The sequence below is a fragment of the Actinotalea sp. JY-7885 genome, from assembly GCF_014525465.1.
Classification (GTDB): domain Bacteria; phylum Actinomycetota; class Actinomycetes; order Actinomycetales; family Cellulomonadaceae; genus Actinotalea.
Window position 1 is genome coordinate 1 of sequence record NZ_JACEXH010000085.1, and the last position, 15,027, is coordinate 15,027.

General features: G+C 73.5%; 13 protein-coding genes. 3 read left to right on the forward strand and 10 right to left on the reverse strand.

The window, feature by feature from the left end; translation table 11 throughout:
- Positions 1-838 (forward strand): ABC transporter permease (locus IDM29_RS09465; RefSeq protein WP_223148155.1); only part of this gene is annotated, 838 nt, incomplete at its 5' end.
- Between the two features lie 8 nt (positions 839-846).
- Complete coding sequence (locus IDM29_RS09470) at positions 847-1,659, forward strand: ABC transporter ATP-binding protein (RefSeq protein ID WP_182111943.1); 813 nt, start codon at positions 847-849, stop codon at positions 1,657-1,659.
- A gap of 10 nt (positions 1,660-1,669) precedes the next feature.
- Here IDM29_RS09470 and pulA read toward each other — a convergent pair whose 3' ends face one another.
- The 10 genes from pulA to IDM29_RS09520 all read right to left on the reverse strand — a co-directional run bounded on the left by pulA (position 1,670) and on the right by IDM29_RS09520 (position 14,617).
- Positions 1,670-7,546 (reverse strand): pullulanase-type alpha-1,6-glucosidase, encoded by a 5,877-nt coding sequence (pulA, locus tag IDM29_RS09475; RefSeq protein WP_182111944.1) that lies wholly within the window; start codon positions 7,544-7,546, stop codon positions 1,670-1,672.
- Between the two features lie 223 nt (positions 7,547-7,769).
- On the reverse strand, positions 7,770-8,300 hold the full coding sequence (locus IDM29_RS09480) for a hypothetical protein (RefSeq protein WP_188037455.1): 531 nt from the start codon (positions 8,298-8,300) through the stop codon (positions 7,770-7,772).
- Between the two features lie 25 nt (positions 8,301-8,325).
- Positions 8,326-8,622, reverse strand: a complete 297-nt coding sequence (locus IDM29_RS09485; RefSeq protein ID WP_220457965.1) for a hypothetical protein — start codon at positions 8,620-8,622, stop codon at positions 8,326-8,328.
- Positions 8,619-10,280, reverse strand: a complete 1,662-nt coding sequence (locus IDM29_RS09490) for a radical SAM protein (protein ID WP_309232707.1) — start codon at positions 10,278-10,280, stop codon at positions 8,619-8,621. Before IDM29_RS09490 ends, IDM29_RS09485 begins: the two co-directional genes overlap by 4 nt.
- Positions 10,277-11,053 (reverse strand): prolipoprotein diacylglyceryl transferase, encoded by a 777-nt coding sequence (locus IDM29_RS09495; RefSeq protein WP_182111946.1) that lies wholly within the window; start codon positions 11,051-11,053, stop codon positions 10,277-10,279. The genes IDM29_RS09490 and IDM29_RS09495 overlap by 4 nt, the downstream gene beginning before the upstream one ends.
- Positions 11,054-11,137: 84 nt before the next feature.
- Positions 11,138-11,431, reverse strand: a complete 294-nt coding sequence (locus IDM29_RS09500; RefSeq protein ID WP_182111947.1) for a DUF167 domain-containing protein — start codon at positions 11,429-11,431, stop codon at positions 11,138-11,140.
- A 2-nt stretch (positions 11,432-11,433) separates the two neighbouring features.
- Positions 11,434-11,874 carry a hypothetical protein gene (locus IDM29_RS09505; protein WP_182111948.1) on the reverse strand — a complete coding sequence of 147 codons (441 nt, stop codon included), beginning with the start codon at positions 11,872-11,874 and terminating at the stop codon, positions 11,434-11,436.
- Between the two features lie 53 nt (positions 11,875-11,927).
- Positions 11,928-12,914: a malate dehydrogenase gene (locus IDM29_RS09510; RefSeq protein ID WP_182111949.1), complete on the reverse strand. Its 987-nt coding sequence runs from the start codon at positions 12,912-12,914 to the stop codon at positions 11,928-11,930.
- A 48-nt stretch (positions 12,915-12,962) separates the two neighbouring features.
- Positions 12,963-14,180, reverse strand: coding sequence for an NADP-dependent isocitrate dehydrogenase (locus tag IDM29_RS09515; protein ID WP_182114273.1), 1,218 nt, complete (start codon positions 14,178-14,180; stop codon positions 12,963-12,965).
- A gap of 161 nt (positions 14,181-14,341) precedes the next feature.
- The gene (locus IDM29_RS09520; protein WP_182111950.1) at positions 14,342-14,617 is read right to left on the reverse strand and encodes a hypothetical protein; all 276 of its coding nucleotides are present in this window, start codon (positions 14,615-14,617) and stop codon (positions 14,342-14,344) included.
- 23 nt (positions 14,618-14,640) lie between these two features.
- On the opposite strand from IDM29_RS09520, the gene IDM29_RS09525 reads away from it, so the two are divergent.
- Positions 14,641-15,027 (forward strand): FAD-dependent oxidoreductase (locus IDM29_RS09525; RefSeq protein WP_309232708.1); only part of this gene is annotated, 387 nt, incomplete at its 3' end.

Sequence of the window (15,027 nt, forward strand, 5' to 3'; positions counted from 1 at the left end):
GGGGCGGCCGCGCCGGCCCCGCCCCGCCCGCGACCCCCGGGCCACGGCGGCGGCCGTCGCCCTGGCCGTGCCCGTCCCCGTGCTCGCCCTCGTGCTGTGGAAGCTCGGCGTCCAGAACGCCTGGACCCTGCCCTTCGGCATCAAGATGGCCTTCGTCCCGGCCCCCGAGGACGTGCTGCGCCGCATCGTCGACATCACCGTCGGCGGCGTCTTCGACGACGCGTTCAGCGGCTCGCTGTGGGAGCACCTCGCGGCGAGCACGGGACGGGTCCTGTCCGGGTTCGGGCTCGCGGCGCTCTGCGCGATCCCCCTCGGGGTCCTCATGGGGCGCTTCCGTGCCGTGTTCCGCATGCTCGACCCGCTGCTCAACGTCGTCCGACCGATCCCGGTGACGGCGTGGGCGCCCCTCGCGCTGCTCATCATCGGCTTCGGGGACCGCTCGACGATCTTCCTGGTCTTCCTCGCCGCGTTCTTCCCGATCCTGCTCAACACGATCGCGGGCGTGCGCCGAGTCCCGGAGCGGCTGCTCGAGGCCGCGGCGATGCTCGGCACGCGTCCGGCGCAGGTCCTGACCAACGTCGTCCTGCCCGGCGCGATGCACAGCATCGTCGGCGGCCTGCGGATCGCCCTGGGGCTGTCCTGGGTCATCCTCGTCGTCGGGGAGACCGTCGGCATCAGCACCGGCCTGGGGTCGATGATCACCCAGGCGCGGGACATGTCCAAGACCGATCTCATCGTCGCCGGGATGGTCGTCATCGGCCTCGCGGGCTTCCTCGCCGACCGGCTCCTCGCCGGCCTGGTCACGCTCGTCACCCGCGGCCGCCCGACCCTCTCCTAGGAGCCACCATGCCTCGCATCGGAACCGACCGGCCCCAGCTGCCCGGGGACATCCGCACCGTCGCCCTCGAGAAGCGCTACCGCCCCACCGACACCGTCCCCGCGATGGCCGGCGTCGACCTCGACGTCCGGGCGGGCGAGCTCGTCACCGTCGTCGGCGCGAGCGGCTGCGGCAAGAGCACCCTCCTGCGCATCATCGCCGGGTTCGAGACCGCGACCGGCGGCTCGGTCACCGTCGCGGGCGAGCCGGTCACCGGCCCGGGGCCGGACCGGGGCGTCGTCTTCCAGGACTACGGCCTCTTCCCGTGGCTGACGGTCCAGGAGAACGTCGCGTACGGCCCCAAGCAGAAGCGGTACAGCCGCGACGTCGTCGCCGAGCGTGCCGAGCGCTTCCTGGCGACGGTGGGCCTGACCCGGTTCGCCAGGTCCTACCCCGGCGAGCTCAGCGGCGGCATGCAGCAGCGCGTCGCGATCGCCCGCGTGCTGGCGAACGACCCGGCCGTGATGCTCATGGACGAGCCGTTCGGCGCGCTCGACGCCCTGACGCGCAGCACCATGCAGGTGGAGCTGAGCCGCATCCACCGCGAGACCGGGACGACGGTGCTGCTGGTCACCCACAGCATCGAGGAGGCGGTGGTGCTCGCGGACCGCGTCGTGGTCATGGCGGGCGGCGCCTCGCACGGCGTGCCGGGTCACGTCCGCGAGGTCGTCCCCGTCGGCCTCGGCGAGGACCGGGACGTCACCGGGCCCGCGTTCAACGAGATCAAGCGGCACATCGCGGCCCTGGTCCACGAGGGCACGCAGGCTGTGCCGGCGGCGTGACGCCCGGACGTCACCAGGGCCACCACGACGGCGGCCACCAGCCGCCGATCCAGCCCCAGAACCACTGCCACCAGCCGCCGCCCGGGGTGCCCGGACCGTCGCCGTCCTCGCCGTCGACGAGGACGGCGACGGTCCGGGCCGGCACGGTGACGGTGCCGCTGGCCTCGTCCCACGTGGTCTGACGCACGACGTCGTCGCTGCCCTCGGCGAGCACCGGCGACAGCTCGTAGTCCGCGCCCGCGAGGTCCGCGAGCGCGATCACGGCGGGCTCGTCGGACGCGTTGAACACCGTCAGCAGGCCGTCCAGCTCGGGGTCGACGTCCCGGCCGACCGTGTCGTCCACGTGCATCGCGATGACGCCGGGAGCGGCGTCGGGGCCGCTGCCGGGGAAGGTCACCTTCTCCCGGATGAGCTCCGCGTCGCCGAGCCGGAACAGCTCGGTCGAGAACCGCAGCCGCAGGAGGTCCTGCGCCTGGTCCCCCGCCGCCTCGATGTCCGCGGGCGTGGGCGCGAGCGCCGGGTCCGCCAGCAGCGGCGCCTGGTAGGGCCACTTCGCCTCGTTGTCCGCCGCGGGCGGCAGGCCGCGCCCGAAGGTCGTCCCCTGCCCGGACCAGTCGATCTCGTTGAACCAGTCGCCCGAGTCGTAGCTGTTGCGGTCCAGGGACTTGCTGCGCAGCAGGTCCGTGCCGGCGTGCCAGAACGACGGCGTCTGCGACAGGGCGGTCGTCGCGAGGGACAGCGTGTTCATGCGCACGCGGTCCGCCATCGGCGTGTCCTGGGGCAGCTTGAGCGTCAGCGAGTCGAAGAGCGTCTCGTTGTCGTGCGCGTCGACGTAGGTGACGACCTCCTCGGGTGACGTCGCGTAGCCCGCGGGCTGCCCGTTGTAGTCGAGCTCGGCGCCGGTGCGCACGGTGCCGTCGCTCGCGAGGAACGCGAAGTCCTCGAGGTTGCCCGCGAGGCCGAGCCGGACGAGGTCGGCCTGGTGCTGCAGGCGCGCGCGCTGCTCGTCCTGCGAGCCGTTGACCGGGGCGCCGTTCGGGTCGGTGAACGCCCCGCTGCCGAAGCCCTGGACGCGCGGGTCCTCGTCGAACGGTCCCCCGCCGCGCACGGCGTCGCGCAGCCGGTCGCTGAAGGTCCCGATGCCCGTGCCGTCGAGCTGGCCCTGCGTCGCCTGGGTGAACAGACGGTTGTCGGCGACCTCGCCGAAGTTCCAGCCCTCGCCGTAGAGGTAGACGGCCGAGCCGTCGACGCCGTCGCGGCGCGGCGTGAGCGCGTCGAGCGCCTCGCGCACGGCCTGCATGGTCTGGACGCTGTGGTGCCCCATGAGGTCGAAGCGGAAGCCGTCCACCTTGTAGTCGCGGGCCCACGTCACCACGGAGTCGACCATGAGCTTCTCGGTCATGGCGTGCTCGGTGGCCAGGTTCTGGCAGCACGTCGACGTCTCCACCTGCCCGGTCGCGTCCAGCCGGTGGTAGTAGCCGGGCACCACGCGGTCCAGCACGGACTTCGGGTCCTGGCCGCTGGCGGCGGTGTGGTTGAACACCTGGTCCAGGACGACCTGGAGGCCGTCGTCGTGCAGGGCGCCGACCATGGTCCGGAACTCGGCGACCCGGGCACCGCCGTGGGCGTCGCGCGCGTAGGACCCCTCCGGGGCGCTGAAGTGCAGCGGGTCGTAGCCCCAGTTGTAGCCGTCGCCGGCGCGGATCTGCTCGATGCAGGCCTGCTGCTCGGGCGAGTCCGGCGGGAAGGACGCGAGGTCGCACGGCGGCGTCGCCTGGGCGCCGCGGTCCTCCTCGATCGTCGCGATGTCGAACGTCGGCAGCAGGTGGACCGTCGTCAGCCCCGCGTCGGCCAGCTCCCGCAGGTGCTGCCGGCCCGCCGTGCCCTCCTGCGCGAAGGCCCCGTAGGTGCCCCGGAGCTCCGCGGGGACGGTCTCGTCGCTGATCGAGAAGTCGCGCACGTGCAGCTCGTAGATCGTCTGGTCGACGGGCTCGACCTCGGGCTGGTCGGCCGTGCGCCACAGCCGCGGCTGGTGGTCGCGGTCGTCCAGGTCCACCAGCACCGAGTGCGTCGAGTTGAGCGTCAGCGCGACCGAGTACGGGTCCGTGACGCGGTTGACCTCGACCGCGTCCGTGCTCGGGGCGTAGACGGTCACCTCGTAGAGGTAGGCCGCGTCGGCCCAGGCCTTCTGGCCGCGCACCGTCCACGTGCCGTCGGCCCCGCGGTCCATCGCGACCCGCTGCGGCTCGGCGTCGAGGTCGAGCCGGCCGCGGCGGTCCGGGGTCCACAGCAGGAGGTCCACGTCCTGTGCCGTCGGTGCCCACAGGGCCAGGTCGGGCCGGCCGGACCGCCACGTCGCGCCCAGGGCGCGGTCGGCCGCGTCCTGCGCGAAGAGGTCGTCCACCACGCCCGGGACCTGGACGCCCGTGATCGCCGTCGCCGCGCCGGCGGCGTCGTACTGGCCGACGAGCAGCTCACCGCGCAGCAGCGCCTCGACCTCCGCCCGCGGGGCGTCCACGCTCAGCGCGAGGAAGCCCTCGAGGTGCGGGAACGCGGCGAGCTGCTCGGCCGTGAGGCCGCCCTCGTCGAGCGCGAGCTCGATCGCCTCGCCGCCCTGGACGGCGTCGTCGACCACCTCGAGCGACGCGTCGGGCGCGTGGTGCAGGCGCCACGTCTGCGCCGACGCGTCCGTCCCCGGCAGGAGCGCCGCGGGCCACGCGATGGTGCCGGCGTCGAGCCAGTGCGCCTGCGCGGTGCCGACGCCGGCCAGCGGCGGGTCGACGACGCCGACCGTCAGGACGTGCGTGGCGAGGTCGTACGTGAAGGTCACGCGCTCGTCGGCGGACGCCGTGAAGGCGATGTTCGCGCCGCCCGGCGCGCCGCCGGCCCCGTAGTTCTCGTCCCACGTCAGGCCGTGCGCGACCTTGACCTCGTACGTGCCCGCGGGCAGCGGACGCGAGGTCCAGGTGAAGGTGCCGTCGCCGTCCGGGTCCTGCAGGGAGGTCACGACGCAGTCCGGCGACCAGTCCGCCGGGCAGCCCGCCTCGCTCTGGAAGGAGCCGGGCAGCGTCAGCAGCGGGCCCTGGGCGCTCGACGTGAACCACTTCGTGGCGTCGTCGTAGACGAACGTGACCTGCTGCGTCGCGGGCACCGAGATCGGCACGTTGTCGCCGCCCCGCACGCCGCCCGCGCCGTAGTTCTCGTCCCAGGTGCCGTTGATCGCGATCTTGTACTGGAAGTCGCCCGCGGGGACCTCGAACGTGCCGGAGTACACGCCCGCGCCGCGGTGCGTCAGGGCGACGGCGGTGCAGTCGGGCTGCCAGTCGGCCGAGCAGCCGAGCTCGCTGTCCAGGTCGCCCGCGACCGTGACGAGCAGGTCCTCGCGACCCTCGGCGGGCTGCTCGTCCGGCACGGCGCCGTCGACGGCGACGCCCACGGACGCGAAGGACGAGGCCGCCACGCGGTCGCCCGCGGCGTCGACGCTCACGGCGCGGTACTCGACGAGCGTCCCGCGCGCCAGGCCGGCGGTGTCGTGGAACACGCGCGGCGTGGTGTCCTCCGCCGTGCCGAGCGGGGTCCAGTCCTCGTCGCCGACCACGCGGTACGCGAAGGAGGTCTCCGCCCAGACGTCGGCGACCTCGGCCGCGACGGGGGCCACCCCGGTGACGGCCGCGCCCGGGGAGGGGACGGCGACCGTCAGGTCGTCCGCCCCCGCAGCGACCGGGCCGTCGGCCACCAGGACCACGGCGCCGAACGCCGGGACCGTGAGCTCGACGGTGCCGTCGTCGGCCGCGGTGACGGCCGCGTGGTCGTCCGGCGATCCGGCGAGGGCGGCGAAGCCGGCGCCCGGCGTCAGCGTGTCGACCGTGACGGTCGCGGGCACCGCGGCGTTGTTCACGGCGACCAGGTGCTCGACCCTCTCCTCGCGGTCGACGCGCGAGAACGCGTAGACGGAGCCCTCGCCCGGACCCGTGACGGGCCGCTCGAGCTGCGCGCCGGTCGCGAGCGCCGGCGTCGCGCTGCGGGCCGACGCCAGGCCCGCGATGTGCTCGTAGAGCGGGGCGCCCGTGTCGTAGCGGTCGACGGAACCCAGGGCCTGCCCCGTCAGCAGCTCCTGGTCGGTGTACTCGGGCGTCTGCGACGCGAAGAGGGTCTGCCGCGCGCTCTTGTCCCCGCCGAGGCCGGCGAAGCCCTGCTCGTCGCCGTAGTAGACGACGGGCTGGCCGCGCGTCAGGTACATGAGGCTGTGCGCGAGCTCGGAGCGCGCCAGGCCGTCGCCCTGCGGGGCGACGAAGTAGCCGATGCGGCCCATGTCGTGGTTGCCGAGGAACGTGGGCAGGGCGGTGGAGCTCGTCGTCGGCGTCGTGTACATGTCGTCGGAGGCGAACAGCTGCCGCAGGGTCTGCGGACCCGTGCCGCGGGCATACGTCGACGCGGCGGCCTGGAAGGTGAAGTCCAGCACCGAGCTCATGTCGGTGGTGCGGACGTACGGCGAGAGCTTGGCCGCGTCGGCGTCGTACACCTCGCCGAACATGAAGAAGTCCGGCTTGCCCTGGGCGTGGGCGTAGTCGAGGACCTGCGTGGTCCACTGCTCCCAGAACTCGGGGTTCACGTGCTTGACCGTGTCGATCCGGAAGCCGTCGATGCCGAGGTCCACCCAGTCCTGGTAGACCTCGACGAAGCCCTCGACGACCGTCGGGTGCTCGGTCATGAGGTCGTCCAGGCCGTCGAAGTCGCCGTACGTGACGGACTCCCCCGCCCAGGTCGAGTTGCCGCGGTTGTGGTAGAGCGTCGGGTCGTTGAGCCACGCGGGGACCTTGAGGTCGGCGTCGGCCGGGTCCACGACGGGCGTGTAGGGGAACGACGTGGCCGGGTCGAGCTCGGGGAACGACCCCGTGCCGGCGTGGTCGGCGGGGTCGAACGGCGTGCCGGCGGCGTCGGTGTACGGCCGCGTCGCCTGGTCCACGTAGGAGTACTGCCCCTCGGCGTAGTCGACGACGTCGGCCGTGTGGTTCGTGATGATGTCGAAGTAGACCTTGATGCCCCGCGCGTGGGCGTCGGCGATGAGGGCCTCGAGCTCCGCGTTCGTCCCGAGGTGCGGGTCGATCTGCGTGAAGTCCGTGATCCAGTACCCGTGGTAGCCGGCCGAGGCGTCGGCGCCGGTGCCCTGGACCGGCCGGTTGAGGAAGGACGGCGTGAGCCAGATCGCCGTCGTGCCGAGCCCCTCGATGTAGTCGAGCTGCGCGCGCAGGCCGGCGAGGTCACCACCCTGGTAGAAGCCCTTGTCGGTCGGGTCGAACCCCGTGGCGAGGCGGTCGCCGGTGAGCCCGCCCGTGTCGTTGCCCGGGTCCCCGTTGGCGAACCGGTCCGTCATGACGAAGTAGAACTGCTCGGCCGAGCCCGGCTGGCGCACCGGGTCGGCGACGAGCGCGGCGTCGGCGTCCGAGGCCGCGCCTCCCAGGTCCAGCGGGACCAGGCCGGTGCGGTGCGTGGCGTCGTCGTACGTCACGCGCAGCCGCGTCGGTCCGGCGACGACGAGCGGGGTGTTGTCGCCGCCGCCGTCGGCGCCGTACGCCTCGTCCCAGGCGTCGTCGAGCGCGACCTTGTACTGCCAGGCTCCCGCCGGGACCTCGAACTCCGCGGCGTAGCGGCCCGGTTCGCCCGTGGGCGCGAGCTCCGTCGCGGCGCAGTCCGGCGCCCAGTCGGCCGCGCAGCCGAGCTCGCTCTGCAGGTCGCCGACCAGGGCGACCGAGCGGTCCGCGGCGGTCGCGGGCGCCGAGCCCGGACCGGGCGGCACGACGGTCGCCGTGAGGGCGAGCGCGAGGACGGAGCCGATCCGCGCCGCCGAGCGCGCGCGGGTCGACGAGGCCGTGAGGGCCGAGGTCATGGGGACTCCCTTGTCACCACCGATGTTCACCCGGGTGAACTCCGCCGGGTGGCGCGACGGTAACGCCGGGCCGCAAGGCCGGGCAACGCGTGGCGGCGCGCCCTTGCAGTGGACGCGCGACCACCCCGGAGGGCCGTGCGTGCGATCCGTCAGGCGGTTGCAGTGGCGCCCGCAGCTCGTCCGCAGTGCGGACAGCGGGCGTCCACGGCCGCCACCCGGAGCGCTAGCCGCCGTAGCTCGCCGTGAGGGCGACGAGGAACGCGACGCAGGCGCCCGCGGCGACGATGGCCAGGATCGCCGCCCCCGCCAGCACGCCGATCGCGTACCAGCGCGTCCGTTCCACCACGACCCCGGCGATCACCGCACCGACCGCCACCATCCCGACGATCGTCGAGACGATCTGCTCGATCCCGCCGCTGTGCGTGACCCCGCGGAGCAGGCCCCCGAGTCCACCGGCCACCACGAAGCAGGCCACGAGCGCGGGGATCGCGAGGGCCGCGCCGATCCAGAACTTGCGCTTGTTGGACGACGGCGTGCGCACCGGCGCGTAGGGGTCGGCGGCGCCCTGACCGTAAGGCTGCTGACCGTAGGGCTGCTGACCGTAGGGCTGCTGACCGTAGGGCTGCTGACCGTAGGGCTGCTGACCGTAGGGCTGTGGCTGGCCGTACGGCGGCTGCTGACCGTACGGCGGCTGGCCGTCCGGCTGCGCGCCCGGCTGCTGCGGGTCGTCCTGCGGGGGCGGCTGCTGCGACACGGTGGCTCCTCGGTGGGGACGCTGGTCAGGTCAGGGACAGGACGATCGCCGTGGCGGCAGCCCCGGCGAGGAGGGTGAGGTAGAGCAGGACGAGGCGCGTGTCGCCGAGCTTGCAGCGCGAGCGGAGCAGGCCGGCGCGCCGGGCCCGGGCGTACCCGACGATCGCCAGCACCGCGAAGCCGAGCAGCGCCCACGGCCCGAGCACCCAGCCCAGCAGCGCCACCGTCGCGAAGACGCACAGCCGCAGCGGGTCCGGCGGCGCCGCGGTGCCGGAGCCCGCGACCGCCTCGTGCGGCGGCCGGACCTGCCGGGGGTCGCTCACCGGGGCACCATCGGGAGCGAGACCCGGGACGGGCGCTCGGGCGGTGTACCGCGCGTCGCACGGCCCGACCCAGCCGCCGTCGCGGCGGCGAGGGGCACGCCCGCGGCGCTCGAGATCCGGCTCCGCGACAGCGGCGCCCACGCCTGGACCGCGCAGAACGGCGCGCACTGGTGCGCCCGCGACTCCTCCTCGACGGTCGCGACGTGGACGCAGCACTGCGTGAGCCGCTCCTCGATCATCGTGTTCATGTCCATGAACGGCTTGATCGTCACGCGCAGGACGCGCTCCCCGAGGAGGCGCCGCATCCGGTCCTGCTGACCCGGCAGGCGTGAGGCGGCGAGGGTCGCGAGGGTGCTGATGCCGAGGTCGCACGCGGTGCAGATGTCGCGCCAGATGGTCGCCATCGACGGGTGGGAGAGCGACGACTGCTCCGAGAGGAGGTCGAGCAGGGACCCCTTGACGGCCGCACGCAGCTGGGCCGGGATGGCGTCGTCGGCGATGCGGTTCGCCAGCACGTCCGGCTCGAGGTCGAGCCACTCCTTGAGCCGCTGCGGACCGATGAGCGCGACGAGCGAGCGCCACGTGCCCGCGTCGTCCCGGAGCAGGTAGCCGACCGAGCAGCAGTGCGGGTGCGAGCACGGCAGGGCCGTCATGTCGCGCCACGTCACCACGCCGTCGGTCTGCGGCCCCAACCGCGCGAGCACCCCCGTGTGCGTGAGGCGGTCCATCGGGTCCAGGCCCGCGCTGCGACCGGAGCCGAAGACGGGCTGGATCGTCACGCCGCCGACGAAGGGCGTCGCCATGCCGCGCCGGACGACGTCGCCGATCTCGTCGTCGTTGACGCCCAGCGCGGCGGTCATCGTCAGCGTGGTGAACACCCCGGCCTCGGACAGCCGCTCGAGCGCCCGGTCCTTGAACCGGCGGATGTCGGCGCCGCGGTGGTGCGTCGAGGCCTGCGCCGTGACGCCGTCGAACTGCAGGTACACCTCCACGCGCTCGCGGTGCCGGCGCAGCGTGGCGAGCAGGGCGTCGTCACGCGCGATGAGGAGCCCGTTCGTGTTGAGCAGCACGCGCACCACGGGCCGCGTCGCGACCGCGTCGAGCAGCTCGGTGAGCCACGGGTAGAGGGTGGGTTCGCCACCGCTGAGCATGAGGACGTCGATGCGGCCGTTCTCGCGCGCCAGGCGCGTGTCGATCGACGCCAGCACCTCCTCGAGCGGCGCGACCGACGCCAGCGCGGGCGCCGACGCGGCGAAGCAGGTCGGGCACTTGAGGTTGCAGTGGTCGAGCAGGTCCTCGAGCAGGATGCAGGTGTGCTGCGTCTGCATCTCGGGCAGCCCGTGTGCGTAGGCGGCGGGCACGGGCGCGAAGTTGCCGACGACGTCGGGCGTGTGCGCCTTGGTCGGCGCCGTCCACTGCTCGAGGTAGCTGAGGATCTCGGGCGACTCGTCGTAGAGGGTCCTGACCAGGCCGTGCGTCGCGCAGCCGCGCTCGAGCCAGATGCGCTCGTCGCGCTCGACCAGCCACCCGGACAGCCGCGGGACCTCGGCGAGCGGGCGGTCCGGTCGCTCCTCGTGGCACAGCGGGCAGAACGCGTTGACGTAGCGGTGGATGCGCCCCCCGCGCAGTGGCATGCCGGGTCCGGTGCGTGGGCTCACGCGGTGGCCTCCTCGAGCTCTGGCCGGCGCGCGCCGGACTCCGTGCGGGCGTGGACGACGATGCGGGCGAGGACGAGCGGCACGGTCACCGCGAGGAAGAGCTGTCCGCGCGACAGGCCCGCCCACACCTCCTCGTTGCCCCGGACGAACTCGACGAGGAAGCGGAAGATCCCGTAGGCGGCGACGTACCAGACGAAGGTCTCCCCCGGCGGCAGCGGCTTGTGCCGCAGCCAGAACCACAGGACGGCGAAGGCCGCCGCGTGGAACGCGATCTCGTAGGCGAAGGACGGGTGCAGCGGGACGCCGGCCGGGGCGCCCAGGCGCGCCGCTGCCTCGCGGTCGAGCACCACGCCCCAGGCGCCGCGGGTCGGCTCCCCGGGCAGCTCGGTGAGCAGGCAGCCGACGCGACCGACGGCCATGCCCCCGGCCACCGCCGGCGCGAAGAGATCACCCGTCCGGACGCGGTAACCGCTGAGCCGCTTGGCGACGTGCACACCGAGCCACGCGCCGACGAGGCCACCGAGCACGCTCCGGTTGCCGTGCACCCACTGCTCGACCAGGGACGCGTTCTCGCGCAGGTCCACGTGCTGGAGCCAGGTGCCCAGCCGCATGAGCAGCGCCCCACCGACGAGGCCGCCCGTGACCACCACCAGCAGGCGGTCGTCCGTGTGCCCGCGCCGTCGCGCCTCCACCACGAGGATCAGCAGCGCGACACCGACGCCCAGCGCGACGAACAGCTCGTGCGTGGGCACGGGCCCGATCATCGTCAGCATCCGCGCATGCTGTCACGCCGCCCGCCCCGCGCTGAACGGCGACGTCGGCAGGACCCGTCACCGAGCTCGCTGGTTCGCCGCGCCTCAGGGTTCCAGGAGCGCCCCGAGGCGGGCGGCGACCGCCTCCGGGGACGCCTCGATCGCGACGACCTTGTCGCGGCTGGTCGCGCCGCTGACGAGCTCGACCTGCCGACGGCGCACCCCGAACGCCTGGGCGACGGCTTCGAGCGCCGCCTCGGTCGCGGCGCCGTCGACGGCGCGAGGCGTCACCGCCACGACGAGCCGGCCCGCGTACGAGCCGCCGACGTGACTGCGCGACGCGCCCGGACGCACGCGCAGCGCCACCCGGACGGGCGGCGCCGCACCTCCCGCGGGCACCGTCAGACCCAGTGGAGGAGGACGGCGAGGTGCGCGCGAGCGCCGATCTCGTCGTAGCCGGCCAGGACCGCCGCGTCGTACTCCTCCTGCGTCGGTGCGGCGGCGGCGTTCTCGGCCGAGGCGATGGCGTCCTGGAGCGCGACGAGCACCGTGTCGGCGTGCTCCTTCTGGTAGTCGGCCGTGAACGTCTCGTCCCGCAGGGCCCCGAGCATCGGCCGCAGCGCGTCGGCGTACGCGAGCGCACCCTGCTGGGAGGCGGCGAGATCGCCGGCGGCCTCGGCCTCGTACCACGCGTCGAGCACCGCGTCGTGGTCGGCCATGATCGCGTGGAGCCGGTCGCCGTCCTCGCCGTGGTCGAAGGGGTCCTCCCACTCGACGTCCTCGGACGCGCTCGTGGGCTCCGGCTCGGGCTTCGCGGCGGCGCCCCCGCACCCGGACAGCACGAGCGCCCCGCCGACGGCCAGGGCCGTGGCGAGGCGTCGTGCCGTCCCGCGGTTCAGATCAGCCCCAGCTGCCGGACGGCGTCGCGCTCCTCGGCCAGCTCGGCGACCGACGCGTCGATCCGCGTGCGCGAGAAGTCGTTCACCTCGAGGCCCTGGACGATCTCCCAGTCGCCGCCGGTCGACGTGACCGGGAAGGACGAGATGAGCCCGGCCGGGACCCCGTAGGAGCCGTCGGAGACGATGCCCGCCGACGTCCAGGAGCCCTCCGGCGTGCCGAGGACCCACGAGCGCACGTGGTCGATCGCCGCGTTGGCCGCCGACGCCGCCGACGACGCGCCACGCGCCTCGATGATCGCCGCACCGCGCTTGGCGACGGTCGGGATGAACGTGCTCTCGAGCCACGCCTGGTCGTCGATCACCTCGACGGCCGGACGGCCGCCGATCGTGGCGTGGAAGACGTCCGGGTACTGGGTGGCCGAGTGGTTGCCCCAGATCGTGACCTTGTCGATGTCCTTGACGCCGGCCCCGGTCTTCTCCGCGAGCTGCGAGAGCGCGCGGTTGTGGTCGAGCCGGGTCATCGCCGTGAAGCGCTGCGCCGGGACGTCCGGCGCGTGGGCCTGGGCGATCAGCGCGTTGGTGTTCGCCGGGTTGCCCACGACGAGCACGCGCACGTCGTCGGCGGCACCGGCGTTGATCGCCTCGCCCTGGGGCTTGAAGATCCCGCCGTTCGCCTCGAGGAGGTCGCCCCGCTCCATGCCCGGGCCGCGCGGCCGCGCGCCCACGAGCAGGGCGACGTTGACGCCGTCGAAGGCCGCACGCGCGTCGTCGTAGATGTCGACGGAGTCGAGCAGCGGGAACGCGCAGTCGGCGAGCTCCATCGCGGTGCCCTCGGCGGCCTTGACCGCCTGGGGGATCTCGAGGAGCCGCAGGCGAACCGGCGTCTGCTCGCCCAGCATCGCGCCGGAGGCGATGCGGAACAGCAGCGAGTAGCCGATCTGACCGGCGGCGCCGGTGACGGTGACGTTCACGGGTGCGGTCATCGTTGACTCCTTCTGGAGGCTGTCGGGAGGGTCGGGGAGGGCGGGCGCTCAGGCCAGCCGCGCGGCGAGGTTCTCGTCGAGGGCGGCGAGGAACTCCTCGGTGGTGAGCCACTCCTGGTCCGGCCCGATGAGGAGCGCGAGGTCCTTGGTCATCTTGCCGCTCTCGACCGTCGAGATGACGACGTCCTCGAGCGTCTGCGCGAACTGCGTCACCTCGGGCGTGCCGTCCAGCTTGCCGCGGTGCATGAGGCCGCGCGTCCAGGCGAAGATCGACGCGATCGGGTTGGTCGACGTCGGCTTGCCCTGCTGGTGCTGGCGGTAGTGGCGCGTGACGGTGCCGTGCGCCGCCTCGGCCTCGACGGTCTTGCCGTCGGGGGTCATGAGCACCGACGTCATGAGGCCGAGCGAGCCGAAGCCCTGGGCGACCGTGTCGGACTGGACGTCGCCGTCGTAGTTCTTGCAGGCCCAGACGTAGCCGCCCTCCCACTTCATGGCCGCGGCGACCATGTCGTCGATGAGGCGGTGCTCGTACGTCAGCCCGGCCGCGTCGAAGTCGGCCTTGAACTCGGCCTCGAAGACCTCGGCGAAGATGTCCTTGAACTGGCCGTCGTAGGCCTTGAGGATCGTGTTCTTGGTCGACAGGTAGACCGGGTAGCCGCGCTGCAGGCCGTAGGCGAACGAGGCGCGCGCGAAGTCGCGGATCGACTCGTTGAAGTTGTACATGCCCATCGCGACGCCGCCCGCCTCGGGCATCGTCACGACCTCGAACTGCTGCGGCTCGGAGCCGTCGGCCGGCTCGAAGGTCATCGTGATCCGGCCGGCGCCGGGAACCTTGAAGTTCGTCGACTTGTACTGGTCGCCGTGGGCGTGGCGACCGATGATGATCGGCTTGTTCCAGCCGGGCACCAGGCGCGGGATGTTGCTGATGATGATCGGCTCGCGGAAGACGACGCCGCCGAGGATGTTGCGGATCGTGCCGTTGGGCGAGACCCACATCTTCTTGAGGCCGAACTCCTCGACGCGCGCCTCGTCGGGCGTGATCGTCGCGCACTTGACGCCGACGCCGTGCTCCTTGATCGCGTTCGCCGCGTCGACCGTGACCTGGTCGTCGGTCGCGTCGCGGTTCTCGATCGACAGGTCGTAGTAGCGCAGGTCGATGTCGAGGTAGGGGTGGATCAGGCGGTCCTTGATGAACTGCCAGATGATGCGGGTCATCTCGTCGCCGTCGAGCTCGACGACCGGACCCACGACCTTGATCTTGCCCATGCGAAAACTCCCGTTGCTCAGGTGGTCGGCGCGCACGAGGACACGGGCCACCTGCGGAGGCAGGACCTGGCGACCGTGCCGGGCGCCCGGCGGCGTGTGCTGTGCTTCGCGGTCAGGTTACTCGACATCGAGAGACCTGACCCCGCCGGAGCGCGGGCCCGTCAGACGCCCGGGGTGAGCATGAAGGTGGCGATGCCCGCGGCGAGGGCCAGCAGGATCGTCGCGTCGACCCACGCGGTGCGCACCGCGAGGCCCTCGGGGCGGCGCCCGCGGCCGATCAGGCGCGCGATGGCCGCGACGACCAGCGTGCTGACGAGCACGGCCGCACCGTCGAACGCCCCGCGCGCCACGGTGACGAGCACCGTGACCACCAGCGCCGCGACGACGAGCCACAGGGCCGGCGCCCGGTGGCGCTCGACCTCGGGCTGGGGGTTCACGCCCGGGAGACTACCGTGGGCGCGTGCGCGTCTCCTCGGTCCTGGTCGTCGGCGCGGGCCTCGCGGGTGCCATGGCTGTCACGGCCCTGCGCGACCAGGGCTTCGCCGGGGACGTCACCCTGCTCGGCGCCGAGGGGCTCGAGCCCTACGACCGCCCGCCGCTGTCCAAGGAGCTGCTCACCCGCACCGCGCCCGCCTGGCTGCGGGACGAGGTGGGCGCCGACCTCGCGGGCGCCGACATCGCGCTCGCCGAGCCGGCCACGGGGCTCGCGGTGCACGACGACGGCGTCACGCTCACCACGGCCGCGCGCGAGCTGCGCGCCGACGCCGCGGTCCTCGCCACCGGCGCGCAGGCCGTCAGCCGTCCCGGCTGGGAGGGCGCGCTGACGCTGCACACGGCTGTCGACGCC

Bases quoted from the DNA above. Each gene is read 5' to 3' on its own strand.
- IDM29_RS09470 (WP_182111943.1), top strand. From the start codon at position 847: ATGCCTCGCATCGGAACCGACCGGCCCCAGCTGCCCGGGGACATCCGC.
- pulA (WP_182111944.1), bottom strand. From the start codon at position 7,546: ATGACCTCGGCCCTCACGGCCTCGTCGACCCGCGCGCGCTCGGCGGCG.
- IDM29_RS09495 (WP_182111946.1), bottom strand. From the start codon at position 11,053: ATGCTGACGATGATCGGGCCCGTGCCCACGCACGAGCTGTTCGTCGCG.
- IDM29_RS09510 (WP_182111949.1), bottom strand. From the start codon at position 12,914: ATGACCGCACCCGTGAACGTCACCGTCACCGGCGCCGCCGGTCAGATC.
- IDM29_RS09515 (WP_182114273.1), bottom strand. From the start codon at position 14,180: ATGGGCAAGATCAAGGTCGTGGGTCCGGTCGTCGAGCTCGACGGCGAC.